Below are 24806 nucleotides of genomic sequence, written 5' to 3' on the forward strand. Positions count from 1 at the left end.
ATTAATGAACATAGCAAGCTAACAAAGTAGTTATAACAAAAAAGCTAACAAACCCTTAATCCATGGCCTAACTTGCCAAATTTTGTTTCCATATATGAATCATTATATTCATTGCGTTCCATAATAAGTGGTATACACTTTGTAACTTCTATACCGTTATTTTTCAACTCTGATAACTTTCTACCATTGTTTGTAAGTAATTGTATTTTGTTAATGTTCAATTTCTTAAGCATTTTAGCTGCAACAGCAAAGCTCCTTTCATCATCTTCAAAACCCAATACTCTATTTGCATCAACAGTATCAAGATTATGTTTTCTTTGCATACTGTATGCTCTTAACTTATTAGTTAAACCAATGCCTCTCCCATCTTGCATCAAGTATAATATAATGCCATTCCCAAAGTCAGTCATTATTTGAATCGCTTGATGTAACTGGCTTCTGCAATCACATGATAAGCTGTCTAATAAGTCTCCTGTATAGCATGAAGAATGAATTCTCACTAATGGCTCATTATCTTTATCTGGATTGCCAATGATAATTGCATAATGTTCTCTTCCGCCACTTTTGGTTCTATAAGATATGATATCTACTTCTTGAGTCTGCTTTAAAAATAATGATGTTTTGCACACTTCATACACACTATGATTTTGTTGAAAATCATTCACAAGCAACGTATTTAGTGCAATAATGTCATTTTCTTCACACCAATTTCGCATTTCATGTTTATTCTCAAAAGTCATATCAGCCACTAATGCGTATGGCAATAATTCTGAGAATTTAAGCAAGGCAATAGCATATTCATCTATTGTCTTTGAGCGTTGCAATTCTTTTATGCAATCTTCCTTTGAACAATTTATCAAATGGAGCAGTTCATCAAAATTATTCACCAACAGACGTTTGCTACTATGTTCTTTACTCTGACATATGTATTTTACCTTACTTGCAGTCAAAGTAACATACACATTACCTGATATAAGCTTATATTGACTAAATAAATTTTTTTCTAAAGTTTCAGCAGCAGCAAGCAATAGATAGTTATTTTCATCATCATATATTAAAATTGGAAGACCACGCCTGACTTCACTGATGGCCCTTTCTACTTTATTTCTACTTTGATTTTCTATAAACATTTCACCTACACCAAACAACTTGGTGCGGTCGAGAAGACTTGAACTTCCAAGGCTTTGTGAGCCACAGCGACCTCAACGCTGCGTGTCTACCAATTCCACCACGACCGCACTTTATTCTAGTTTTTATATAATTACCTTAAATTACTTAATCATTTTAGGGTTTTTCATCTAAAGTGTCAATCTGATACTAGGATAATTTAGGAAATGCCTGTATAATTTAACTATGAATTTTATGGTTACAAACTTTAATCATTTAAGATAATCTTACTACTAATTCTTAATTTAGGTCTTTATACAAATGAAAGTAGCTAATATCTTCATTTTTTTAATTCTATCTCTTACAATTAGCTTTCACTCCACTCATGCACAAATATTGTACACATGGTCTCAAATCATTCCAGAAAATAAATTAAGCATACGTGCGATTATAGACAATAACATGTGTCCCATTGCTTACGTCGATAATAAGGAAGTAGAAATGCTAAATCGCAGCTCAATTAACAATACCGAAACAGTTTGTGAACTGATAGTAGAAACAAATGCTCAAAACATTAGTATTGACAATATAAAAGTTCCCGTATTAGCGGAAAAGATCAGCAAAATTGCCTTCATTGGCGATACAGGATGTAGAATAAATATGTTATTTCAGCAAGAATGTAATTCTGTAGATAGCTGGCCTTTGAAAAAAAATTTAGATTCAATCGCTTTTCATAAACCAGATTTAATTATCCATGTTGGTGATTATCATTATAGACAAACAAAATGTAGAAACACAAAAAAGTGCGGCGATATTTATGGATATAGCAAAGAAGCTTGGTACGCTGATTGGTTTGAGCCTGCAAAAGATATTTTAACACAATCTCCTTTTCTTTTTGTTCGTGGAAATCATGAGAGTTGTAATAGAGCTTATGAAGGATGGTTCAGATATTTAGATTCATATCCCTTTTTCCCTCAAAAATGTGAAGATCTTATTTCCAGTTGGTTCTTAGATGCTGGGCCGATGAAGTTTTTTATCTTCGACTCTTCATCCGGTGAGGAAATTTTTACAACCCAAAGCACAGTTGATGCTTTTGAGAGGCAGTTTGATAAATTGATACAAGATAAGCCCACGTGGTTTTTGACTCATAAACCACTTTGGAGATCTCCAAAAAAAGAATTTTTGACATTAAAAAGCCATGGTAATCTTACACAAATTGAAGCTTTTGGAGATAAATTTCCAAGCAATGTTACTACCATAGTTTCTGGCCACATTCACATAGCCCAGATTTTATTAATGGATAATGTTCCAGATCAGATTATAGTTGGAAACGGCAGTGCATTATTACACGCTCAAGATCAGGAACCTGTTTATCAAAACGTAGAATTTAACTATCCAAATAGTAGAAATTACTTAGCACACGAAGTTAGAAACTTTTTCGGCTTTGGCTTTGCAATATTAGGTTTAGACGATCACAAATTTACTTTCTATAACCAAGATAATAAGGAAATGTATTCTGCAAACCTAACGAAAGACTTTAAACTTAAAACAAATTAAAATTAGGACTATTTGTTGTTATCCATTACTGACCTTGCCGAAAAAAAGTATAGAAGAAGTTTTTGCCATGAGAATAAATTGTGCAGAGTTAATAGCAGGCCCTGTAAACAAAATGTTAGCAGGTCAAATTAATCAAGGTCAAGAAGTATAAAAATGGGAAAAAGCGGTAACTTAGCCTAATGACAATAAATATAGAGAAGTTACCGTTTTAAAGAGCACAAAAGGAATACACAGTAAAAGCGAGGAGAAGTTGAGAATATGTATGGAAGCAGTGTGGAGAAGTGGCTGCCAATGATCAAAAATTTACCGCAATTACAGATTATTTCACCAGCGGCAAAGTGATACCATGCTGATTCATATATTTTCCTTTCATATCATCATATGATTTCTCGCATTCACTTTCGCCGCTTAAAAACACAAATTGGCATGCTCCTTCATTAGCGTAAATTTTTGCAGGAAGTGGAGTAGTGTTAGAGAATTCAAGTGTGACGTGACCTTCCCATCCAGGCTCTAAAGGTGTGACGTTTACTATAATACCACATCTTGCATAAGTTGATTTACCAACACAAATTACCAGTACATTCCTTGGTATACGAAAATATTCCACCGTGCTGGCAAGTACAAAACTATTTGGTGGGATTATACATACATCTGTTTCCTTATCTATGAAACTATTCTCAGAAAAATTCTTGGGGTCTACAATAGCTGAATTAACATTAGTAAAAATCTTAAACTTATTACTAACTCTTGCATCATAGCCATAAGATGATAATCCGAAAGATACAACACCCTTACTGCTTTTATGATTCACAAAAGGCTCTATCATTCTAGAGTTTTCAGCCTTTTCCCTTATCCATTTGTCTGGCATAACTGCCATAATTGTCCTTTAAAGTTTTGTAATACTTATAATAATATGTAATGGAATTTAAATGTAAACCTGAATTAGCGTTACACTCTGGAATGGCAAAGTTTCCAGTATAAACTACCTATACAAAAATAAATTGGCAATATTTCAAGCCTGCCAAGCAGCATCAAAAACGATAGAAATAGCTTTACTCCACCACTAAAGGAGGAATAATTACCTGAAGGACCTATTAGGTTACTAAACCCTGGGCCAGAATTTGTAAGCATTGCAGAAACAGAGCTGATGCTAGTTATAAAGTCCGCATTGCTCAAGTAAGACATCACTATTGATGATATAGCGAACGTTAACATGTAAATCGCAAAAAACGTAAAGACGGATTGAACTTCATCATTTTCCAGTATTTTACCATTGAGTTTTACTCTATCGCTTTCACTTAGATTTAATAAAGAGCTAAAGTAATTCCTTATAGACTTTAGAAAAATGACTAAACGGAAGATTTTGATTCCACCACTAGCAGAACCACCACATCCACCAATAAAGGCTAAAAAGAAAGCTAAGACTGAAATAAAGCTCCAATTCAAGTAGTTGCACATTACATAGCCAGTTGATGTGATAAAGGAGGTAATGGTGAATGTGCTGTACCTAAATGATAAAAATACTCCTAAGTCAAAATTTTTATATAACCAAAAACAAGCAAGCAAAGATGAGATAACAACTATCTTAATAAAGTAAGAGAACTGTTCATCATAACAAACGTCTAATCGTCTTATAATTTTTAAATAGCTCAGAAAAGGTAAAGAGCCTAAAATCATAAAGATAATTGTTATGACCTCCAATATAGGGTTATTGTAGTAGCCTATAGAATCGTTATAGTTAGCAAATCCACCAGTTGATACAGCGGACATTCCGTGACATACTGCGTCAAATAATGGCATGCCAGCTAGATAGTACGAAAATATGCACAATAAAATTAGGCCATAATATATTTCTGCAATATGTATTACTACGCTTCGCGTATGTGGTAACTTTCTTTTAAGAGCATCTGAGTACTCAGAATAGAGTAAATTATTTAAGCTCAAAACTTTAAATATGGGGAAAACTGCAATTCCTATAGTAATTACTCCAAAACCCCCTATACCGTGCAGCATTGCTCTCCATAGCAGTATTCCTGGAGATTGTTTTTCAATATCGCCAAACACAGTTGCTCCTGTGGTCGTAATGCCAGATACTGCTTCAAATAATGCATCGATGTAGCTTAGATTATCAAGATAAAATGGAATAGCTGCAGATAGAGATAATGCAATCCAGGTACAGCTGGTAATCGCAAAAATTGCCGGCATTCCATGTAACTTACTTAGTTTACCCAATAAAATAAAAATTGCACTAAATGTGCAGGTAACTATAAATCCAACCAGAAAATTTTTCCATTCGTAACCTAGATAATTATTAGTAATAGCAGGAATAAGCATTGCTACGCCAAACAACAATAGAAAAATTCCCACAATAAACGCAATTAAACGTAAAACTTGCAGACTTTCCATAGACAGTACTGTGAAAGCTATATGTTATTAAAACTTCAACCGCTTTGCTAATTTTTCTCTTGACTTGATTATAAATACGTATAATCATAGCGCTAAATTTGCCATAAGAGATAGAGGTAAGGTATGTTATTAACTGGCAGACAAAAAGAAATTCGAGATTCATTAATTAGTGAAGCTATACAAGGCAACTTTGAGAGTATAGAAAGTAATCACGATAGCGATATACAAGAAGTTTTGAAAAGCAAACTGCCTAGCGATATACAAGAAAAGTTTCAAGAGGATTTGCCTAACCATTGTACCACTTTACAGTTTATTACATTCCAAAAAAACCAAAAGGAAATTAACCAATATACAAAGAAAATGAAGCAAAAAATTGAGAGTATTCCAAGTGGTTTAGCTATGCAAGAAGCGAAAGTAAGTGATGATTCGCATATGCAAAAAGTGAAAAACTTAAAGAGAATGAGTGATCTTCATCACAAATTACGTCAAGCAATAGATTATTTAGATGTTAAAAAAGTTAAAGCAGTATTAGAAGATTGCGATACAAATCTAGCAATGATTTTAAATAGACCTATACATTCACAGAGCAAAACTACCCTTTTACTTTATCCTTTACAAGTTGGTCTTAATAAACGATATATAGGTGATGGTAAAAGATTGAAACAAGAAGATCTGAGAAATATAAAAGAAATTAGTAAACTTCTTTGGGATAAAGCTTCTCCTGATATTCGCGATTTCTGGTTTAAATTCCATCAAGATCAACAAGAAGAAAGTATAAAAGACAAAAAAGCAACCTTTGAAGCTCATTTGAAAAACGCTTCTCCTGATATTCGTGACTTGTGGCTTAAAAATCAAAGAGCTCCTGAAAATCAAGATGCAGATGTAATAAAACTTCTTAAAGGTGAGCAACAACGACATGCCAAGATAGGTAGTGAGAAGTGGCTTGAAGATTTTATTCAAGAAGTTAAGGATTACACAGAACAAAAAAGCATAGAAGAAAATCGTGGAATAGCTATAGAGAAGCCTAGAACCAAACATGCTCTACAAAACGCACAACTCTCTCAATTGAACAAAAAAAGAGGGAGTGTTAAATAAAGCATACGCGTCAAGTTAAGGAAATAAAGGTATGAAGAAGATAGGATAACAAGGTATAAGTTCTCTCGGATATATTTTAGTGAGAGAACTAATGATGAATAAAATAACTTGCTTATCAAATTACCTCAACAAATTTTTCAATGAGAGAGCAAATAATTAAAACAGAAAAGGAAGAGAAAATTGAGTAGTTCATCATTCATAAAAGCTATAATTTGGGGTAATATAGGAGTTGCAAACTGCAGCATAGATACAATGTGCCAATTATTAAACGAAGCATCTGTAGTAATAACAAAACAGGGTCTAGATTTTAGGTTTACTGAAGAGGCAGTGGAATTTATGAAAAGGATGTATAATGAATCTATAGTTCTATTTAAAAATATCTTGCAAGTTGATTGCAAAATCCTACAGCTATTTAATAGCGTAAAATTACTGGACAGTAGCTCTACCTAACAGTATGAAGAATATGTATAAAGGATATGGTACCAGCTACAGCGGCTATGAAAGTGATACCAAGTCTGGGATAAAGTTGCAATTAGCTTTCGACTACTTAAATCAGACATTCGATCAATTAAACATAACGGAGGGAATAAGAAGGATATAGGGAACATTTGAGTAATATATCAAGTAACGATTTGCTAATATCTGATCTTGGTTATTTTGTGCCAAGTTCTTTTAAACAGATTAACGAAACAGGAGCTTATTTTATTAGTCGTTGATACCAATATATATGATATAGAAACAAATCAAAAAATGGAGTTACTGAAATGTTTAGAGGGTAAGCTATTTTTAGAAACTGAGGTATTATTAGGAAAAGAAGCAAAGATTAGAGTAAGAATAAAAGCTAACTGAATATGGCAAGGAGAAGGAAGGCTAATAGATTAGCAAAATCACATGATCTTCTAAAAGGAATCAAAAGTTATTGGATTGGTCAAAACTAATGTTCCAAGAAGTAAAATTAGTGCTGTTAACAATTTACCGAGTAAGATGGCAAATTATTTAAATTATATAAGAGCCATATAGGACTTGATAAACTAAAAGGAAAGCCATATAGGGTATTATGTGAATTATATGCTAAATTGTGTGCGATTCTTATGTTTCATGGGTTGTACAGAACTAAAAAAGGGTTAGTCTAACAAAGGAATTTATTGAGCTTAAAAGGCGAGTTAGAGAGCTATTCTTAACATTAAATTGTGTAGTCAGTAAAGTGCAAATTTTCCTCAAAAAACTCATCTCAACCTGGTCAAAATTCTCCTTAAAAGATAAATATAGAAAAACAAGAATATCAACTTTGAGTTCAATAAATTTGCTCATTTTTCGGGAGTGTTAAATAAACTGTGTCAAGCCGCATTTTTAGTTCAACTCAATTTTCAGTCTGTTGGGAAAGAAAATGTCAAGCTGAGACATAGTTAATGCCCAATTAGGCAAAGCTGTAGTCCACTTTTGCTCTACCTTTTTTATAGCACAATATACCTTTTGTACAAGGCATTTGTATTAGTAAATGAGCCCTTAGTTTTAGTAAATTTCCTAATTTGTCTATGCAATCCCTCAATTGGATTGGTGGTGTAAATCAGCTTCCTAACTGGTCCAGAATACTTAAAATAACCAGACAAATTTTCCCAATTGTTTTGCCATGATTTTGTAACCAAGGGATATTTTTCACTCCATTTTTCTTCCAGCTCAAGCAAATAATTCTCAGCAATCTCTTTACTTGAAGCACGATATATTTTTTTCAAATCATTTATGAAAACTTTTACATCTTTGCTAGATACATACTTCAGTGAATTTCCTTGGGAACGTTCAAAAAAGTGTGTCAAACCGAAAAAAAAGTAATAAATTGATATAAAAAATGGAGGTTTGATATGAGTCAAGCAAATAGAACTAATGGGTTGGTAGATTATAAAGAATTAGAAACAAATATCCTGTCATCTATACGAGAAGGAAGACCATTGACAGGAAGAGATGGAGCATTAACACCGTTTATAAAAAGGTTGCTAGAGGCAAGTCTGGAAGGTGAAATAGAAAGCCACATGTCAGCTAAAAGTGAAGAAAATAACCGAAGAAATGGGAGAAATGCAAAAACTTTACGCACGAGTGCAGGTTCATTTGAGCTGCTAACACCAAGAGATAGGGAGGGAAACTTTGAACCGCAAATAGTCAAAAAAAGGCAAACGAGCCTACATCCAGAACTTGAAGCAAAGGTCTTAAGTACATACGCCAGTGGCATGGGATACAGAGACATAGCTTCACACGTTGAGGAAATATATGACCATAAAATATCAGCAGCAGAGATATCCAGTATTACTGATAAATTGCTACCAATAATCAATGAATGGCGCAGCCGTCCACTGCAATCAGTGTATCCAATAGTGTTCATGGATGGCATGTTTTTTAAGGTCAAGGAGGACGGACATTGCGTAAGTAAATGCATGTATAATATATTGGGTATAAATCAAAATGGCAGAAAAGAAGTATTAGGTTTTTATTTGGCTGAAAGTGAGGGAGCTAACTTCTGGTTGGGAGTTCTAAATGACCTCAAAGAAAGAGGAGTAGAAGATATTTTAATTGCCTGCATTGATGGACTAAAAAGCTTTCCTACAGCTATAAATAGTGTATTTCCTAAAGCAGAAGTACAGCTATGTATAGTGCATCAGATAAGGAATTCACTGAAATATGTATCTAGCAAAGATGTAAAAGTTTTCATGAATGATTTGAAAAAAATATATCGTGCTTCAAGTAAAGAAATCGCTGAGAATTATTTGCTTGAGCTGGAAGAAAAATGGAGTGAAAAATATCCCTTAGTTACAAAATCGTGGCAAAACAATTGGGAAAATTTATCTAGTTATTTTAAGTATTCTGGGCCAGTTAGGAAGATGATTTACACCACCAATCCAATTGAGGGGTTGCATAGACAGATCAGAAAATTTACTAAAACTAAAGGTTCATTTACCAGTACAAATGCCTTGTACAAACAGGTATATTGTGCTATAAAAAAGGTAGAGCAAAAGTGGATTACTGCTTTGCCTAACTGGGCTTTAACTATGTCTCAACTTGATATCTTTTTTCCTGGCAGGTTAAAAATTGAGTTGAATTGAAAATGCGGTTTGACACACTTTTTTGAACGTTCCCAATTCCTTATCTGATGCACTATGCATAGCTGTACTTCTGCTTTAGGAAATACACTATTTATAGCGGTAGGAAAGCTTTTTAGCCCATCAATACAGGCAATTAGAATATCTTCTACTCCTCTTTCTTTGAGGTCATTTAGTACTCCCAACCAGAAGTTAGCTCCTTCACTTTCAGCCAAATAAAAACCTAATACTTCTTTTCTGCCATTTTGATTTATGCCCAATATATTATACATACATTTACTTATGCAATGTCCGTCCTCCTTGACCTTAAAAAACATGCCATCCATAAATACTATTGGATACACTGATTGCAGTGGGCGGCTGCGCCATTCATTGATTACTGGTAGCAGTTTATCGGTAATACTAGATATCTCTGCTGCTGATATTTTGTGGTCATATATTTCCTCAACATGTGAAGCTATATCTCTGTATCCCATGCCACTGGCATATGTGCTTAAGACCTTTGCTTCAAGTTCTGGATGTAGGCTTGTTTGCCTTTTTTTGACTATTTGTGGTTCAAAGCTTCCCTCCCTATCTCTTGGTGTTATACCAATTCCCGCTATACAAGCAACGAATAGACAATAATGGAAAAAAAGCCATACTGGAGTAAGTAAAATAGCGAGGTTTAGATGGCATTAAGATCAAAATTATTGGATGAAAAAGTGGTGGAATCAGCAAAAGAGATGCTGAAGAAAGTAAGAAATAATGCGTATGTTGCAAAAAAACTAAATGCTGTAATTGCAGCAAAAAAGCACAGTATAACAGCTGTAGCAAAAATATGTTGCATTTCGAGAAAGGCAATTACTACATGGATAAAGCACATAAAATTTGGAAGAGAAGAAAAATTATTTTCTCCACCTCAACGCCGTAGAAAAACTATATTGAACCAAAGTCAACTTGAACAAATTGAGGTGTGGATAGAGGAAAACCCCAATATTACTATTAGAGAAATGAGAATAAGAATCCAAGAAAGATTTGGTTTGAATATCAGCAAATCCACAATACATCGTAATATGCAAAGAATGAAATTCTCATATATCACACCAAGACCAGTTCATAGTGGACAGGATAAAAATAAGCAAGAGGAGTTTAAAAAAAAACCTCAATGAAACTATTGTCATGCATTCTGAAAAAGAGCTATTTTTCTTCGATGAATCACGGTTTGGTACACATTCAAAAGTTGGACATGGGTGGTTTAAAAAAGGCAGTAGGACACAGGTTAAGGTAAAATTAGGTAGGGAAAATTTTTATCTCTATAGTGCAGTTAATCCCAGAAATGGAGAGAATTTTAGCTTATTCGCACCAAACGTCAACACTGCTTGTATAAATATATTCCTTGAACAGATGTCGCAATATTTAGGAATACGAAAGGCTTTTCTCGTGATGGATTGCGCTAGTTGGCATAAGTCAAAAAGTTTAAAGATACCTAAAAATATCGAAATTATATACCTACCACCATACTCACCTGACCTCAATCCTGTTGAGAGGTTTTGGTTATATATAAAACAGAACATTTTGCGCAATAAAATCTACGATACAATTGTTCTGCTTGAGAGCGCTTTGTGTAAATTTATTACCTCTCTTTCCCCTTCCACGGTTAAACAACTCTGCAATGCTTCTTATTTGGTTCATTAATAATGAGAGTTGGTATTAGCAGCTCAAATGAGCCTGCACTCGTGCGTAAAGTTTTTGCGTTTCTCCCATTTCTTCGGTTATTTTCTTCACTTTCAGCTGACATGTAGCTTTCTATTTCACCTTCCAGACTTGCCTCTAGCAACCTTTTTATAAACGGTGTTAATGCTCCATCTCTTCCTGTCAATGGTCTTCCTTCTCGTATAGATGACAGGATATTTGTTTCTAATTCTTTATAATCTACCAAACCAGTAGTTCTATTTGCTTGACTCATATCAAACCTCCATTTTTTATATCAATTTATTACTTTTTTTTCGGTTTGACACACTTTTTTGAACGTTCCCATAACTACAGAGTATTTTGTCTTCCAATACAGGCAATCTTGACGTTCTTCCATGGCATTTCTTCTGTTTTTGAACTTTTTCCCACTCTGGGCGCACTTTTTCTACAACCTTTTCGAATTCTTCTATTGTCAAACCTGTTACATCTCGAAAATTTCTCGGATGTTCTTTTAGATTATGGTAATTTAAGCTCATCTTCCCTCTCTATTCTCTTGCTATACCTCCCTGTTATATAACCATTCCCTCTCTCTTACAGCAGGTTCAATGAACCAGACAGATAATTGGCTTACATGTTGAGGCAGTGAAGATGCAGCTAAACTATTTCAAAGTATACCACAAGCATATAGCAATTTTATTTCTGATAAGCTAGACTCTTAATACTACAAATTTTCCAGCAATACTTGAAGTTTATAAACACTCTGATCTATATAGAGCGGTTTAATTGTACAATGCGGCAAAGAATTGGACGTTTAGTCAGAAAGACTTTGTCATTTTCCAAGAGTTTAAGCAACCAGCATTCTACTAGTCATATTTTTTATCTTGCTTTATAACAATGCATCTTTTCATTCCAGCCAAGTCGTATACGTATTCCTGAAAAGCCAGTCCATATGAGGGTATTATTTTGTCAATATTGCTTTGATCTTCGCCTATTTCCAGTATCGCAAACCCATCTTTTTTAAGGCACTTTTTCAATATTGGAAAAATACTCAAGTAACAGCTCAATCCATCGATACCGCCATCAAGAGCAATTCTTGGCTCTTTTTGCACTTCAGCTTGCAGACCTTTTAACTTACTTCTTTTAATATATGGAGGATTGCTTATTATGAGATCAAATAAATCTCTGCATTCTGTCCACGAATTTGGAAATATTTTAGCTCTACTGAGAAGATTATGTTTCTTTGTGTTCTGGCAGGTAATTTTGTATGCTTCCAGGCTTTTTTCAAAACCAATTCCAATAGCATATTCATACTCACTAAGTACGGAGATCAACAAACAGCCTGTGCCTGTGCCAAAATCTGCAATTTTTATTTTTTGCTTCTTATTTTGGTAATATTTTAACACTGTTGAAATTACTGTCTCACTATCTGGCCTTGGATCTAGAACATGTTGGTTAACTATAAAATTTTTACTCCAGAATTCACGATTACCTACTATTTGCGATATTGGATATCTTTCTACTCTTTTTTTTGTTAATTTCCAGAATAGAAGTTCTTTGTTTCTTAGTACTTGATTGGTGTGATTCATGATTATGAATGATCTTTCTACTCCAAGTACGCGCTGCATGATGATTTCACAATCCAAATGTGGTGATTCAATTCTATGCGACGATAGTAGCTTTGACCCTTCTTTAATTAAAGCGCTGATTGTTTTCATTATTCTAAAAACGTGTTCCTTGTATGTAAGAACAGCAAAATTGAGTATAGAGTTTTGAATTTAGGGTAGCTGCACTAAATCCCAATGTCAAGTTTAAGAACCTGTTTAAAATCTTCGTAAAAGGAGAGAACAATCATCTGTAGGCTAGTATTAAGTTTACGCTCGCAATTTTTCCAAAGTCGTCTACACTTCTCCAACCAGGCGAAAGAGCGTTCGACAACCCATCTCTTTGGCAGCACAACAAAAGAATGTAACTCACTGCGCTTTATAACCTCAACAGTTGCACCGATAATATCTTTTATTTGAGTTGCAAATTTTTCTCCCGTGTAACCTGCATCAACAAGTACATTTTTGACCTCAGAGAGATTTTCTTGCGCACTTTCAACCATCAACTATGTTTTTTAAAATTTTTTGAATTTAGTCTCATTTGTTGATAATTTTGTATTTTTATTCAATTGAAAAATGTATTTTGGCAACAAAAACCCTAGTTTATACAGAAAGAAATTTATATCAAACAGCAAGCACTGCTTAGATTTTATGGTTAACGAATATGTGCTTTAAATGTGTGTAGACGCACATATTCGTTAACCTATTTTCTATACAGATTTTTTTATTTCATATTAATTGCTTCTTTAAGTCTTGCATTGGCAATTACTATGATTTTTCGCATTAGAGCTGTTATAGCTACCATCTTCTTTTTACCTCTACCAATAAGATCAGAATAAAAAGCACCAAGTGCAGATTTAGATCTTGCAGCAGCCATAGCAGCTGTGAAAAGCTTTGCACGAACATTGCTTCTACCACCTGTTATCCTTCGGTAACCAATAGTTTTACCGCTTTCTTTTGGATGTGGAGCAACTCCAGCAAGACTTGCAACTTCTTTTTTGTTTAGGTGGCCAAGTTCTGGCATTAGACACACAAAAACTTGTGATAACTTGAGACCTATTCCTGGCACTGTTCTCAAGATCTTTTGACGCTTTTGTAACTCTGGATTTTTATCAATAATTCTTTGTATGGCATCGTTGAACTCATTTATCTGACTGGTAAAAAAGTCTATTGTTTTTTGGCAACTTTCCTTTATATAGTCGTTTTCAGGTGCTGCAAGCCTACATTTCTCTTGAGTTCTCATTTGTGTAATGTCATCACGACGTTGACAGAGTGCAACTAATACCAACTCTCATTATTAATGAACCAAATAAGAAGCATTGCAGAGTTGTTTAACCGTGGAAGGGGAAAGAGAGGTAATAAATTTACACAAAGCGCTCTCAAGCAGAACAATTGTATCGTAGATTTTATTGCGCAAAATGTTCTGTTTTATATATAACCAAAACCTCTCAACAGGATTGAGGTCAGGTGAGTATGGTGGTAGGTATATAATTTCGATATTTTTAGGTATCTTTAAACTTTTTGACTTATGCCAACTAGCGCAATCCATCACGAGAAAAGCCTTTCGTATTCCTAAATATTGCGACATCTGTTCAAGGAATATATTTATACAAGCAGTGTTGACGTTTGGTGCAAATAAGCTAAAATTCTCTCCATTTCTGGGATTAACTGCACTATAGAGATAAAAATTTTCCCTACCTAATTTTACCTTAACCTGTGTCCTACTGCCTTTTTTAAACCACCCATGTCCAACTTTTGAATGTGTACCAAACCGTGATTCATCGAAGAAAAATAGCTCTTTTTCAGAATGCATGACAATAGTTTCATTGAGGTTTTTTTTTAAACTCCTCTTGCTTATTTTTATCCTGTCCACTATGAACTGGTCTTGGTGTGATATATGAGAATTTCATTCTTTGCATATTACGATGTATTGTGGATTTGCTGATATTCAAACCAAATCTTTCTTGGATTCTTATTCTCATTTCTCTAATAGTAATATTGGGGTTTTCCTCTATCCACACCTCAATTTGTTCAAGTTGACTTTGGTTCAATATAGTTTTTCTACGGCATTGAGGTGGAGAAAATAATTTTTCTTCTCTTCCAAATTTTATGTGCTTTATCCATGTAGTAATTGCCTTTCTCGAAATGCAACATATTTTTGCTACAGCTGTTATACTGTGCTTTTTTGCTGCAATTACAGCATTTAGTTTTTTTGCAACATACGCATTATTTCTTACTTTCTTCAGCATCTCTTTTGCTGATTCCACCACTTTTTCATCCAATAATTTTGATCTTAATGCCATCTAAACCTCGCTATTTTACTTACTCCAGTATGGCTTTTTTTCCATTATTGTCTATTCGTTGCTTGTATAGCGGGAATTGGTATAAGGCGGTTTGTTCTTTTGACATAGGCACAAATAGAGATAGAGCACTATAGCGTTCAAAACCATATTGAGCAAGGGCTCTTGCATCTGATTGATCTGTCTTTGCTAAAGTTCCATGTGATATGATAAAACTTTTTACTTTACGAGTATTAGCTCGATGTACAGCAACATTCTTATCAACAAGAAAATGTGCTAAGCCAAGCTCATATTTTCCAGTGTTTTCTAAAGTTACTAGAGAATTAGGTAGGATATCTGAAAATTTTTGAAACAACTGTTGCCAACCAGTAGCATCATTGTCAAACTTGATAGCGCTCCTTTGGTTATAAGCTGCAGCAACATTTTTAAATTTTCCGATATCAATGCCAATGAAATTTTGATAAGATGTAATCATAATAAATAACCTCGATAGTTTAATTAATTTAAGATTGTAAACGGGTGCATACATATGTCCCATGCAACTATTCAAACGTATCGAGAGATGGGGCTAGTTTACCTTGATGGCTACGGTTGTAATACCAACTTTCATTCGGTCGCACACGCCCGTGATAGCCCTATTCCTATAGTGAGTAGGGTTATCTTTCCCTCTTATCTCTTTTATATCACATTTTTAACTTACAATTTTCATAGCACTGCTACGATCAGTTGTGTCTGCTGTTGTTACATAAATTGCATGTGGTAAACCCTGCGTATCAACTGCAACATGGCGTTTTATGCCTGAAATCTTTTTACCTGCATCATAGCCTTTACTTTCAGCGGTATCTTTATTTTTAACACTTTGGGCATCAATTATACAGAAACTGGTTTTCTCTTTTCGACCATTGTTCTCTCCAACTAATTTTTTTTAAGACCAATTCTAGTAAACTTGATTCTTCTCCATTCTTTTATTCCAAGTTTGAAAGTAGTAATATATGTTTTCCCACCTTGGAAAGTTCTTTGGCAACATTCTCCACTGGCAGCCACTTTTTAGAACGTATAGCACTCCACAAAATACATGATATAAGTCAAGTTTTCTTGGTTTTGTTCTTTTTCTACTATTTTCTAAAATTGCTCTGATTTTTTCAAATTGCTTTCGACTTATATCACTTGGATAATTTTTTTTGCATAGATATACCTCTTTCTTAAATCTATGCCTATTTTACCTCATCTTTCCAAGATTCTTAACAGGTTCTAATACCAATTCCCGCTATACAAGCAACGAATAGACAATAATGGAAAAAAAGCCATACTGGAGTAAGTAAAATAGCGAGGTTTAGATGGCATTAAGATCAAAATTATTGGATGAAAAAGTGGTGGAATCAGCAAAAGAGATGCTGAAGAAAGTAAGAAATAATGCGTATGTTGCAAAAAAACTAAATGCTGTAATTGCAGCAAAAAAGCACAGTATAACAGCTGTAGCAAAAATATGTTGCATTTCGAGAAAGGCAATTACTACATGGATAAAGCACATAAAATTTGGAAGAGAAGAAAAATTATTTTCTCCACCTCAACGCCGTAGAAAAACTATATTGAACCAAAGTCAACTTGAACAAATTGAGGTGTGGATAGAGGAAAACCCCAATATTACTATTAGAGAAATGAGAATAAGAATCCAAGAAAGATTTGGTTTGAATATCAGCAAATCCACAATACATCGTAATATGCAAAGAATGAAATTCTCATATATCACACCAAGACCAGTTCATAGTGGACAGGATAAAAATAAGCAAGAGGAGTTTAAAAAAAAACCTCAATGAAACTATTGTCATGCATTCTGAAAAAGAGCTATTTTTCTTCGATGAATCACGGTTTGGTACACATTCAAAAGTTGGACATGGGTGGTTTAAAAAAGGCAGTAGGACACAGGTTAAGGTAAAATTAGGTAGGGAAAATTTTTATCTCTATAGTGCAGTTAATCCCAGAAATGGAGAGAATTTTAGCTTATTTGCACCAAACGTCAACACTGCTTGTATAAATATATTCCTTGAACAGATGTCGCAATATTTAGGAATACGAAAGGCTTTTCTCGTGATGGATTGCGCTAGTTGGCATAAGTCAAAAAGTTTAAAGATACCTAAAAATATCGAAATTATATACCTACCACCATACTCACCTGACCTCAATCCTGTTGAGAGGTTTTGGTTATATATAAAACAGAACATTTTGCGCAATAAAATCTACGATACAATTGTTCTGCTTGAGAGCGCTTTGTGTAAATTTATTACCTCTCTTTCCCCTTCCACGGTTAAACAACTCTGCAATGCTTCTTATTTGGTTCATTAATAATGAGAGTTGGTATTAGCAGCTTTGAGCTCTTTATATAAGCAGTATTCTCTGCATATTCTTTGATAGCCATCACACTATATACTTGTTTTAGATCTATATTAATTTAAGCATAGTAAGTGATAATTTCTTGATATTCAAGCCAACACGCCTTTGACATATGACTATCAGTAGTTTTCAAGGCAATTAGGATGAGATTATTAGAGTGGTAATGTTTATTTTATATTGACTATTGAGGTTTATTATTTTATGATTAGGGCTTAGTTATTTTTAGGGCTTTGAGTTTATAATGTATGTCTAGGATAAATCAATTAACATTTAAAGGTAGATCAAAGTTAACTCGCAAGAAGAAGGTGCCAGCTTTGGGAGAAAGCAACCCTCAAAGGAGAGGTGTTTGCACTAAGGTGTATACTACAACTCCTAGGAAGCCTAATTCAGCACTACGTAAGGTAGCTAGGGTAAAGATTGGTGGATACGGTGAAGTGACGGCTTATATACCTGGCGAAGGTCATAATTTACAAGAGCATTCCGTTGTTTTAATACGTGGTGGGCGGGTTAAAGATTTACCAGGTGTGCGTTATCATATAATAAGAGGTGCCCTTGATCTGCGTGGTGTGCAAAATCGAAAGAAAGCTCGTTCAAAATATGGTGTAAAGAAATCTGGTTAAAGTTTATGGCTCGCAGTAATAAATCAAAAAAAAGAACAGTTCCTGATTCTCGTTATGGTAGTATATTGCTTATGCGTTTTATTAATACAATTATGAAATGTGGTAAAAAATCCATTGCAGAAAAGATTACTTATAGTGCTTTGTCTTTAGCTGAAAAGAAAATAGGCAAAGATGCTTTGTCAATTTTTGAAACAGCAGTAGAAAATGTTACTCCTTCTATAGAAGTGCGTTCTCGACGTATTGGTGGTACAACTTATCAAGTACCTGTTGAAATTCGGCAAGATAGGGCGATTTCTTTGGCATTAAGATGGATTAATAGAGCAACTTCTGCTACTCGAAAAAAGAATGGCAGAACTACTGTTGATTGTTTGCAATCTGAAATATTAGATGCTTATAATAAATGTGGTAGTGCATTTAAGATGTGTGAAGAAAAGTATAAAATGGCTGAAGCTAATAAGGCATTTTCTCATCTTCGTTTTTAATATTAGCTGATTGATTGTTGTATGGAAGTTTTAATGTCTAGGTATAGAAATATAGGGATAATGGCTCATATAGATGCTGGCAAGACCACCACAACAGAGCGTATTTTATTTTATACTGGTAAACAAAATAGGATTGGTGAAGTGCACGATGGTGCAGCTTCTATGGATTGGATGGAGCAAGAGAAGGAGCGTGGCATTACAATTACTTCTGCTGCAACAACATGTTTTTGGAATGATCATAGGATTAATATAATAGACACTCCTGGTCATGTTGATTTCACTATTGAAGTTGAGAGATCTTTGAGGGTTTTGGATGGTGCAGTTGCTGTATTTGATGGAGTTGCTGGAGTTGAGCCTCAGTCTGAGACAGTTTGGCGTCAAGCTGATAAATATAGCGTTCCTCGTATCTGCTTTGTTAATAAAATGGATAGAATTGGGGCAAATTTTTATCGATGTGTCGATATGATAAAAACGAAGCTTGGCGCAACATCTTTAGTTATTCAGTTGCCAATAGGAAGTGAGAAAGATTTTAAAGGTATAATCGATCTTATTTCTATGAAAGCCATTATATGGCAAGAAGAAACATTAGGCGCTAAATTTTCTTATGAAGATATTCCTTCTGATTTGCTTGATAAGGCTCAAGAGTATCGAAATCTTTTATTAGATGCTGCAGCTGAAATGGATGATGAGGCGATAAATACTTACTTTGAATCTAACGATCTGCCAATTGATTTATTGAAAAAGTGTGTGAGAAGCGGGACCATTAAGGGAAAATTTGTCCCTGTATTATGTGGGTCGGCTTTTAAAAACAAAGGCGTGCAATCACTTTTAGATGGTGTAGTTGATTTTTTACCCTCTCCTATTGATGTTGATGTAATTATTGGAACTGATCCTAAGGATTCAGAAAAGAAAATTGAGATCAAACCTTCAGAAAAAGAGAAATTCGTTGCTCTTGCATTTAAAGTGATGACAGATAAATTTGTAGGTAGCTTGACGTTTATTCGTATTTATTCCGGTAAGTTAAAATCTAAATCTGCTGTGTTAAATGCTGGAAAGAATGAGACTGAAGGAATTGGTAGAATGTTGCTTATGCATGCAAATAACAGAGAAGATATAAACGAAGCTAAAGTTGGTGATATAGTTGCCTTAGTTGGATTAAAGAAAACAATTACTGGTGATACTTTATGCTCTTCTGATCGTCCCATATTGTTGGAGCGTATGGAATTTCCTGAGCCTGTGATTGAAATTGCTGTAGAGCCTAAAACAACCGCAGATCAAGAAAAATTGGGCATCGCTTTAAATAGGTTAGTTGCAGAAGATCCTTCTTTAAGGATGTCAGTCAATTCAGAAAGTGGTCAGACTATATTAAAAGGCATGGGTGAGTTGCATCTTGAAATTATCGCAGATAGAGTGAAGCGTGAATTCAATGTTAGTGTTAATATTGGTGCACCTCAAGTTGCATATCGTGAAACTATTACTAAATCTGTTGAAATTGATTATACTCACAAGAAACAGTCAGGTGGTGCAGGTCAATTTGCTAAAGTTAAGATAAAATTTGAGCCTCTTGAGCCTGGATCTGGGTTTCAATTTGAGAGCAAAATTGTAGGCGGTGCTATTCCAAAAGAGTATATACCTGGAGTTCAAAATGGCTTAGAGTTGATAAAAGAAGGTGGTATAATTTCTGGTTTTCCATTGATTGATTTTAAGGCTACTCTTCTTGATGGTGCTTTTCATGATGTTGATTCTAGTCCTTTGGCTTTTGAACTTGCTGCCAAAGGTGCTTTTAAGGAAATGGCAAATAAAGCTGGTCCAAAAATGCTAGAACCTATAATGAAAGTGGAAATCATTACTCCTGAAGAATATATGGGTGATGTTATGGGTGATATAAATAGTAGAAGAGGCAGTGTTGTTGATATGCTGGATTTAGGTAATAATAGCAAAATAATTACTGCTTCGGTTCCTCTTGCAAATATGTTTGGTTATATAAATGTTTTGCGTTCTATATCTCAGGGAAGAGCTCAATATAGTATGCATTTTTCTTGTTATGAACAAGTACCACAATATGTGGTTGATGAGTTAAAGTTAAAGTATAATTAAAGGTTAGTAATTATGACAGCGATAGTAGAAGCATTTGGAAAGCCGCATATAAACGTGGGAACGATAGGACATGTGGATCATGGGAAGACAACGTTAACAGCGGCGATAACAAAGCATTATGGTAATTTTGTAGCATATGATCAAATAGATAAAGCGCCAGAAGAAAGGAAGAGAGGGATAACAATAGCAACAGCGCATGTTGAATATCAAACAGAAAAGAGACACTATGCGCATGTTGATTGTCCTGGGCACGCTGATTATGTAAAGAATATGATAGTAGGTGCAGCACAGATGGATGCAGCGATATTGGTAGTGTCAGGGGTTGATGGGCCGATGCCACAAACAAGAGAGCATATATTGCTGGCAAAGCAGGTGGGTGTTGGATATATCGTGGTATATATAAATAAAGCTGATGTTGCTGATGCTGATATGATAGATTTGGTGGAAATGGAAGTGAGAGACTTGCTGAGTAAGTACGGATTTCCAGGAGATGAAGTGCCTGTGATAGTTGGGTCTGCGTTAAAAGCATTAGAGGATGATAGTAGTGAGTATGGAAAGAAATCAATAGACAAATTGATGGAAAAGTTAGATAAATATGTAGAGGTTCCACCAAGGCCTGTGGATTTACCATTTTTATTGCCAATCGAAGATGTATTTTCGATATCAGGGCGAGGAACAGTGGTAACAGGAAGAATAGAGAAGGGAGAGATAAAGACGGGAGAAGAGATAGAGATAATAGGTCTGAAAGCGACGCAAAAGACGATATGCACAGGTGTTGAGATGTTTAAGAAGTTGCTGGATAAGGGAAGTGCAGGACTCAATGTAGGAATACTACTAAGAGGAACAAAGAGAGAAGAAGTGGAGAGAGGGCAAGTATTGGCAAAACCAGGGGCAATAACCCCGCATAAGAAATTTAATGCGGAAGTGTATATATTGAAGAAAGAAGAAGGAGGAAGGCATACACCATTTTTTGGAAATTATCAGCCACAGTTTTATTTAAGGACAACGGATGTAACTGGGAGCATAAAATTGCTAGATGGAAAGGAGATGGTAATGCCAGGGGACAATGTAAGTATAGAAGTGGAGTTGCAAGTATCGATAGCGATTGATAAAGGATTGCGTTTTGCGATAAGAGAAGGTGGTAGAACTGTTGGTTCTGGCGTTGTTTCGGAAATTTTAGAGTAAATTTTGAATTATAGGAGTGTAGCTCAATTGGTAGAGCGCTGGTCTCCAAAACCAGAGGTTGTAGGTTCAATTCCTATCGCTCCTGCATTAATATTATGGTAGAAATGTTAAAAAACCTTTATGTTTTTTTTTGCGATATAAGGCAAGAAATAAGGAGAATTGCTTGGATAAAAAAACAGCAGGTATTGTCATCTCTGTTTATTGTAATAGTTGTTATATTATGCTTTTCGATTTTCTTTTGTTTCGTAGATTTTATGTCTCTTTACATAATTAAGACTTTATTTGGAATTATTTATGGAATATAAGTATAAATGGTATATCATTAAAGTCGATTATGGGTATGAGAAAGATATATGCGAGTTGGCAATCAATACTGTTTACTTTAAGGAGGTATTTATTCCTTATCAGACAGTATGTGATGTAAAATCTGATATAAAAGAGTTATGTGAGGTATATATATGTATGCATCTGTGTGATGAAAGCAAAAATATTTTGAATCAAATGACTGGGTTTTGTGGTGATGAGTTTGGTCATTTTGAGATGATTTCAGATGATGAAATAATTTTAAAACGTAAGGAGTTTAATAGGTATAAGTGGTACATTTTAAGAGTTGCCTCTAATTATGAAGAGAAAGTGCGCCAATATATATTAGAAAATTCTATGAGATTGAATATTAATAATTATTTTAATAGGGTTTTTATTCCTTGTGAAGAATTAAGTGAGATGGATTTAAAATCTAAAAAAAATGCTAAACGAAGGAAGTCCTTTCCTGGTTATGTCTTTTTATACATGAATTTATGCGATGAGGTATTAAATTTTATTAATAATATACCAAAATCTCTTAAGGTTTATGGATTTTTGAAAAATGGTAATGTTCCAAAGGTGATTGAGGATAATGAGATTCGCTCAATGTGTAGTGCGCTTTACAATGCTCAAGAAACGAAAAAGTTGAGTTATGGTTATGAGAAAGGTGAAAAAATAAAGATTAATGATGGTCTTTTTCAAAATTTTACTGGTAAGGTAGATATGGTAAATGATGAGAAAAAAATTATTAATGTTGAAGTATCAATCTTAGGTAAGCCAACAATAATAGAGCTTGATTTGGCTCAAGTAGAGAAAATAGAGGATTAATTATGAGTAATGTAGTTGCTAAGATTAGCTTACTTATGGAAGCTGGGAAAGCAGTTCCAGGACCGAAAATTGCTTCAGTACTTGGCCCGCGTGGTATACCTGTTCCTAAGTTTTGTGAAGCTTTTAATAAAGCTACTAGCGCTGCTAACGCTAGTTATAAAGTAGGTGATTTAGTAACAGTGAGAATTTCCATAAAGGATGATCGCTCTCATGATTTTACTGTCAGCGGTCCGCCTGTGGCTTATTTGCTTAAGCAGGAAGCTAAATTAAGTAAAGGTTCTGGTAATTCTGGTAAAGAATTAGTGGCTAAATTATCTATGTCTGCTATCATTAAAGTGGCAAAGTGTAAGATGGTTGATATGAAAGTGGATAATGAAGATTCAGCAGTGAAGATGGTTATAGGCACTGCAAAATCTATGGGTATAGAAGTTGTGGAAGGTTAGGTAAATGAGTGCATATAATGATAATTCTAAGCAGTGTTTGGAGAAGATTGTTGAGTCTGCTTCAGCAAAATTTAATGAATCAGTTGATATCGCAGTCAATTTAGGTGTAGATTCACGTAAATCTGAAGAGCAGGTGCGTGGTACAGTAGTTTTGCCTAGAGGTATCGGGAAGAATATTAAAGTAGCTGTTTTTGCTCAAGATAAACACTTATTAGAAGCTGAAAAAGCTGGTGCTGATATTACAGGAGGAGAAGATTTAGTTGAAGAGATAAAAAAAGGTAGAAAATTGAATGTTGATTGGTGCATCACTACTCCTGATTTCATGGCAAAAATCACTCCTATTGCAAAAGTATTGGGTGCTAAAGGGCTGATGCCTAACCCTAAATTTGGTACTGTGACTTCTAACGTTGCAGAAGCTACTAAAACCATTAAGTCTGGTCAAATAAAATTCAGGATAGATAAAAATGGGGTTATTCATGGCAAATTAGGAAGTATTAAATCTGATATTGATGATTTGCTGGAAAATTTAAAAGCCTTTCTTAAAGTAATCAGAGACAATAAACCTGCTTCTGTAAAAGGAATTTACTTTAAAAGCGTTTTTTTAAATTCAACTATGGGTAAAGCTCATAAAATAAACAAAGTAGAAGATATAATTTAAGGGAGCGAAATTGTGAAGCGTAAAGATAAGGATGAATTTATACAAAACATAATGAATGTGTTTGTAAATAATGATTTCTTAATATTGGTAAATTTCAAGTCTATGAATGTTAGCAGTTCATTAATTCTTAGGAATAGTCTAAAATCTATAATGGGTGGGATGTTAGTAGTTAAAAATACTCTAGCCTGCTTAGCTTTGGAAAGAGCTGGCAGATTTTCTTATTTATTAGGCAAATTTTCTGGTCCTGTTGCTATTATATACTCTAGTGGTATAGTAGAAGCTGCAAAATTAACAGTTGATTTTGTTAACATCAATAAAGAAAAAATGTCTGTGATTTGTGCAGCTTATATAAATGAATTATTGACAGTAGAAGATGTTAATAAATTGGCTAAGCTGCCCTCTCTGGATGAATTGCGTGTTAAAATTATGCGTTTAATATCTTATGATATTCCTGCTCGGTTAGCATTGTCTATTAATTCATCTTCTATGAGGCTTATGAGAGTTTTGGATTACTATAGTTCTAAAAAATAAATTTGTTGTTAAATAAGGTGGTCAGTATGAATAATGTAACAAGTGATTTGGTTGATAAAATATTATCTTTAAATCTATTAGAAGCTTCTGAACTTGTAAAAGTTCTAGAAGAAAAAATAGGGTTGCCTAGTGGTTCTTTTCTTGGTGGAGCTGTTGGTGCTGGGGTGCCTATTAGTGATAATGCTAATGCTCCTGTTGCTCAAGAAAAAGCTGAATATAAAGTTGTAATCAAAGAGATTGATGCAAGCAAAAAAATAGGAGTGATTAAAGCTATTAGAGAAGTTAATTCTACATTGAATTTAAAAGAAGCGAAAGAATTAGTTGAGTCTTTACCCAAAGATTTGACTGCTAATGTTTCTAAAGACGAAGCAGAAAAAATAAAGCAAAAACTTATTGAAGCAGGAGCAACTAAAGTTGAGCTTGAATAAAATGTTAGTATATT

General features: G+C 34.3%; 22 protein-coding genes, 2 tRNA genes and 9 pseudogenes. 19 read left to right on the forward strand and 14 right to left on the reverse strand.

Going from position 1 to position 24806, the window contains the following annotated elements; translation table 11 throughout:
* Positions 1-44: 44 nt before the first annotated feature.
* Both ABWU62_RS07300 and ABWU62_RS07305 read right to left on the reverse strand, forming a co-directional pair.
* Positions 45-1130 (reverse strand): GTP cyclohydrolase II, encoded by a 1086-nt coding sequence (locus ABWU62_RS07300; RefSeq protein WP_353288191.1) that lies wholly within the window; start codon positions 1128-1130, stop codon positions 45-47.
* 20 nt (positions 1131-1150) lie between these two features.
* Positions 1151-1238, reverse strand: a tRNA-Leu gene (locus ABWU62_RS07305).
* A gap of 190 nt (positions 1239-1428) precedes the next feature.
* Between ABWU62_RS07305 and ABWU62_RS07310 the strand changes: the two genes are divergently transcribed.
* On the forward strand, positions 1429-2664 hold the full coding sequence (locus ABWU62_RS07310) for a metallophosphoesterase family protein (protein WP_353287990.1): 1236 nt from the start codon (positions 1429-1431) through the stop codon (positions 2662-2664).
* A 319-nt stretch (positions 2665-2983) separates the two neighbouring features.
* Here ABWU62_RS07310 and dcd read toward each other — a convergent pair whose 3' ends face one another.
* On the reverse strand, positions 2984-3541 hold the full coding sequence (dcd, locus tag ABWU62_RS07315) for a dCTP deaminase (RefSeq protein WP_006012513.1): 558 nt from the start codon (positions 3539-3541) through the stop codon (positions 2984-2986).
* Positions 3542-3612: 71 nt separating this feature from the next.
* On the reverse strand, positions 3613-5070 hold the full coding sequence (locus ABWU62_RS07320) for a TrkH family potassium uptake protein (RefSeq protein ID WP_353287991.1): 1458 nt from the start codon (positions 5068-5070) through the stop codon (positions 3613-3615).
* 123 nt (positions 5071-5193) lie between these two features.
* Between ABWU62_RS07320 and ABWU62_RS07325 the strand changes: the two genes are divergently transcribed.
* Positions 5194-6165 carry a hypothetical protein gene (locus ABWU62_RS07325; protein ID WP_353287992.1) on the forward strand — a complete coding sequence of 324 codons (972 nt, stop codon included), beginning with the start codon at positions 5194-5196 and terminating at the stop codon, positions 6163-6165.
* Between the two features lie 94 nt (positions 6166-6259).
* A pseudogene (locus ABWU62_RS07330) lies at positions 6260-7492 on the forward strand (IS4 family transposase).
* Positions 7493-7515: 23 nt separating this feature from the next.
* On the opposite strand, the pseudogene ABWU62_RS07335 reads toward ABWU62_RS07330, so the two are convergent.
* A pseudogene (locus tag ABWU62_RS07335) lies at positions 7516-7949 on the reverse strand (transposase); the annotation flags it as partial.
* A gap of 75 nt (positions 7950-8024) precedes the next feature.
* Here ABWU62_RS07335 and ABWU62_RS07340 point away from each other — a divergent pair.
* Positions 8025-9257, forward strand: a complete 1233-nt coding sequence (locus ABWU62_RS07340; RefSeq protein WP_353287494.1) for an IS256 family transposase — start codon at positions 8025-8027, stop codon at positions 9255-9257.
* A gap of 35 nt (positions 9258-9292) precedes the next feature.
* Here the strand turns inward: ABWU62_RS07340 and ABWU62_RS07345 are convergent.
* Positions 9293-9841 (reverse strand): annotated as a pseudogene (locus ABWU62_RS07345) (IS256 family transposase); the annotation flags it as partial.
* A gap of 81 nt (positions 9842-9922) precedes the next feature.
* Between ABWU62_RS07345 and ABWU62_RS07350 the strand changes: the two are divergent.
* Positions 9923-10928 (forward strand): IS630 family transposase gene (locus ABWU62_RS07350; RefSeq protein WP_353287090.1). Its coding sequence is split into 2 segments (ribosomal slippage): positions 9923-10384 and positions 10386-10928, totalling 1005 coding nucleotides; the frame shifts between segments, so codons are not numbered across the junction.
* Positions 10929-10938: 10 nt separating this feature from the next.
* Here the strand turns inward: ABWU62_RS07350 and ABWU62_RS07355 are convergent.
* Both ABWU62_RS07355 and ABWU62_RS07360 read right to left on the reverse strand, forming a co-directional pair.
* Positions 10939-11199, reverse strand: a pseudogene (locus ABWU62_RS07355) (transposase); the annotation flags it as partial.
* A gap of 16 nt (positions 11200-11215) precedes the next feature.
* The gene (locus ABWU62_RS07360; protein ID WP_353287993.1) at positions 11216-11461 is read right to left on the reverse strand and encodes a hypothetical protein; all 246 of its coding nucleotides are present in this window, start codon (positions 11459-11461) and stop codon (positions 11216-11218) included.
* Between the two features lie 230 nt (positions 11462-11691).
* Here ABWU62_RS07360 and ABWU62_RS07365 point away from each other — a divergent pair.
* Positions 11692-11878, forward strand: a pseudogene (locus ABWU62_RS07365) (IS1 family transposase); the annotation flags it as partial.
* On the opposite strand, the gene prmC reads toward ABWU62_RS07365, so the two are convergent.
* The 4 genes and pseudogenes from prmC to ABWU62_RS07385 all read right to left on the reverse strand — a co-directional run bounded on the left by prmC (position 11789) and on the right by ABWU62_RS07385 (position 14829).
* The gene (prmC, locus tag ABWU62_RS07370; RefSeq protein WP_353287994.1) at positions 11789-12640 is read right to left on the reverse strand and encodes a peptide chain release factor N(5)-glutamine methyltransferase; all 852 of its coding nucleotides are present in this window, start codon (positions 12638-12640) and stop codon (positions 11789-11791) included. The pseudogene ABWU62_RS07365 and the gene prmC overlap by 90 nt on opposite strands.
* Before the next feature lie 74 nt (positions 12641-12714).
* A pseudogene (locus ABWU62_RS07375) lies at positions 12715-13011 on the reverse strand (transposase); the annotation flags it as partial.
* Between the two features lie 239 nt (positions 13012-13250).
* Positions 13251-13808 (reverse strand): annotated as a pseudogene (locus tag ABWU62_RS07380) (transposase); the annotation flags it as partial.
* 15 nt (positions 13809-13823) lie between these two features.
* Positions 13824-14829 (reverse strand): IS630 family transposase gene (locus ABWU62_RS07385; RefSeq protein WP_353287151.1). Its coding sequence is split into 2 segments (ribosomal slippage): positions 13824-14366 and positions 14368-14829, totalling 1005 coding nucleotides; the frame shifts between segments, so codons are not numbered across the junction.
* Here ABWU62_RS07385 and ABWU62_RS07390 point away from each other — a divergent pair.
* A complete protein-coding gene (locus ABWU62_RS07390) occupies positions 14823-14963 on the forward strand; it encodes a hypothetical protein (protein ID WP_353287995.1) in 141 nt (46 codons plus the stop codon). The two genes, ABWU62_RS07385 and ABWU62_RS07390, sit on opposite strands and share 7 nt — an antisense overlap.
* Here ABWU62_RS07390 and ABWU62_RS07395 read toward each other — a convergent pair.
* A pseudogene (locus ABWU62_RS07395) lies at positions 14912-15301 on the reverse strand (IS110 family transposase); the annotation flags it as partial. The gene ABWU62_RS07390 and the pseudogene ABWU62_RS07395 overlap by 52 nt on opposite strands.
* A gap of 222 nt (positions 15302-15523) precedes the next feature.
* Positions 15524-15988, reverse strand: a pseudogene (locus ABWU62_RS07400) (IS5 family transposase); the annotation flags it as partial.
* 175 nt (positions 15989-16163) lie between these two features.
* Between ABWU62_RS07400 and ABWU62_RS07405 the strand changes: the two are divergent.
* The 12 genes from ABWU62_RS07405 to rplL all read left to right on the forward strand — a co-directional run bounded on the left by ABWU62_RS07405 (position 16164) and on the right by rplL (position 24792).
* Positions 16164-17169 (forward strand): IS630 family transposase gene (locus ABWU62_RS07405; RefSeq protein ID WP_353287090.1). Its coding sequence is split into 2 segments (ribosomal slippage): positions 16164-16625 and positions 16627-17169, totalling 1005 coding nucleotides; the frame shifts between segments, so codons are not numbered across the junction.
* Positions 17170-17462: 293 nt separating this feature from the next.
* Entirely contained in the window at positions 17463-17837 is a 375-nt protein-coding gene (rpsL, locus tag ABWU62_RS07410) for a 30S ribosomal protein S12 (RefSeq protein ID WP_353287996.1), read from the forward strand.
* A gap of 5 nt (positions 17838-17842) precedes the next feature.
* Positions 17843-18319, forward strand: coding sequence for a 30S ribosomal protein S7 (gene rpsG / locus ABWU62_RS07415; RefSeq protein WP_353287997.1), 477 nt, complete (start codon positions 17843-17845; stop codon positions 18317-18319).
* A gap of 21 nt (positions 18320-18340) precedes the next feature.
* On the forward strand, positions 18341-20416 hold the full coding sequence (gene fusA, locus ABWU62_RS07420) for an elongation factor G (protein WP_353287998.1): 2076 nt from the start codon (positions 18341-18343) through the stop codon (positions 20414-20416).
* A gap of 12 nt (positions 20417-20428) precedes the next feature.
* Positions 20429-21601, forward strand: a complete 1173-nt coding sequence (gene tuf, locus ABWU62_RS07425) for an elongation factor Tu (RefSeq protein ID WP_353287553.1) — start codon at positions 20429-20431, stop codon at positions 21599-21601.
* A 12-nt stretch (positions 21602-21613) separates the two neighbouring features.
* Positions 21614-21686, forward strand: a tRNA-Trp gene (locus tag ABWU62_RS07430).
* Between the two features lie 19 nt (positions 21687-21705).
* Positions 21706-21906: a preprotein translocase subunit SecE gene (gene secE, locus ABWU62_RS07435; RefSeq protein ID WP_353288192.1), complete on the forward strand. Its 201-nt coding sequence runs from the start codon at positions 21706-21708 to the stop codon at positions 21904-21906.
* On the forward strand, positions 21896-22732 hold the full coding sequence (gene nusG / locus ABWU62_RS07440) for a transcription termination/antitermination protein NusG (RefSeq protein WP_353287999.1): 837 nt from the start codon (positions 21896-21898) through the stop codon (positions 22730-22732). The genes secE and nusG overlap by 11 nt, the downstream gene beginning before the upstream one ends.
* Positions 22733-22734: 2 nt before the next feature.
* Positions 22735-23175: a 50S ribosomal protein L11 gene (locus ABWU62_RS07445; protein WP_353288000.1), complete on the forward strand. Its 441-nt coding sequence runs from the start codon at positions 22735-22737 to the stop codon at positions 23173-23175.
* Positions 23176-23179: 4 nt separating this feature from the next.
* Positions 23180-23833 (forward strand): 50S ribosomal protein L1, encoded by a 654-nt coding sequence (rplA, locus tag ABWU62_RS07450; protein ID WP_353288001.1) that lies wholly within the window; start codon positions 23180-23182, stop codon positions 23831-23833.
* A 12-nt stretch (positions 23834-23845) separates the two neighbouring features.
* Positions 23846-24364 carry a 50S ribosomal protein L10 gene (gene rplJ / locus ABWU62_RS07455; protein WP_353288002.1) on the forward strand — a complete coding sequence of 173 codons (519 nt, stop codon included), beginning with the start codon at positions 23846-23848 and terminating at the stop codon, positions 24362-24364.
* Positions 24365-24390: 26 nt separating this feature from the next.
* Complete coding sequence (rplL, locus tag ABWU62_RS07460) at positions 24391-24792, forward strand: 50S ribosomal protein L7/L12 (protein ID WP_007301986.1); 402 nt, start codon at positions 24391-24393, stop codon at positions 24790-24792.
* The last annotated feature ends 14 nt before the right edge of the window (positions 24793-24806 follow it).

It is taken from the genome of Wolbachia endosymbiont (group B) of Gerris lacustris, from assembly GCF_964028355.1.
Lineage (GTDB): Bacteria > Pseudomonadota > Alphaproteobacteria > Rickettsiales > Anaplasmataceae > Wolbachia.

Coding starts and splice junctions, on each gene's coding strand:
- ABWU62_RS07325 (WP_353287992.1), top strand. CDS start 5,194: ATGTTATTAACTGGCAGACAAAAAGAAATTCGAGATTCATTAATTAGT.
- rpsL (WP_353287996.1), top strand. CDS start 17,463: ATGTCTAGGATAAATCAATTAACATTTAAAGGTAGATCAAAGTTAACT.
- ABWU62_RS07340 (WP_353287494.1), top strand. CDS start 8,025: ATGAGTCAAGCAAATAGAACTAATGGGTTGGTAGATTATAAAGAATTA.
- tuf (WP_353287553.1), top strand. CDS start 20,429: ATGACAGCGATAGTAGAAGCATTTGGAAAGCCGCATATAAACGTGGGA.
- fusA (WP_353287998.1), top strand. CDS start 18,341: ATGGAAGTTTTAATGTCTAGGTATAGAAATATAGGGATAATGGCTCAT.
- prmC (WP_353287994.1), bottom strand. CDS start 12,640: ATGAAAACAATCAGCGCTTTAATTAAAGAAGGGTCAAAGCTACTATCG.
- ABWU62_RS07320 (WP_353287991.1), bottom strand. CDS start 5,070: ATGGAAAGTCTGCAAGTTTTACGTTTAATTGCGTTTATTGTGGGAATT.
- dcd (WP_006012513.1), bottom strand. CDS start 3,541: ATGGCAGTTATGCCAGACAAATGGATAAGGGAAAAGGCTGAAAACTCT.
- secE (WP_353288192.1), top strand. CDS start 21,706: ATGTTAAAAAACCTTTATGTTTTTTTTTGCGATATAAGGCAAGAAATA.
- nusG (WP_353287999.1), top strand. CDS start 21,896: ATGGAATATAAGTATAAATGGTATATCATTAAAGTCGATTATGGGTAT.
- ABWU62_RS07390 (WP_353287995.1), top strand. CDS start 14,823: ATGCCATCTAAACCTCGCTATTTTACTTACTCCAGTATGGCTTTTTTT.
- rplA (WP_353288001.1), top strand. CDS start 23,180: ATGAGTGCATATAATGATAATTCTAAGCAGTGTTTGGAGAAGATTGTT.
- ABWU62_RS07310 (WP_353287990.1), top strand. CDS start 1,429: ATGAAAGTAGCTAATATCTTCATTTTTTTAATTCTATCTCTTACAATT.
- rplL (WP_007301986.1), top strand. CDS start 24,391: ATGAATAATGTAACAAGTGATTTGGTTGATAAAATATTATCTTTAAAT.
- rpsG (WP_353287997.1), top strand. CDS start 17,843: ATGGCTCGCAGTAATAAATCAAAAAAAAGAACAGTTCCTGATTCTCGT.
- ABWU62_RS07360 (WP_353287993.1), bottom strand. CDS start 11,461: ATGAGCTTAAATTACCATAATCTAAAAGAACATCCGAGAAATTTTCGA.
- ABWU62_RS07445 (WP_353288000.1), top strand. CDS start 22,735: ATGAGTAATGTAGTTGCTAAGATTAGCTTACTTATGGAAGCTGGGAAA.
- ABWU62_RS07300 (WP_353288191.1), bottom strand. CDS start 1,130: ATGTTTATAGAAAATCAAAGTAGAAATAAAGTAGAAAGGGCCATCAGT.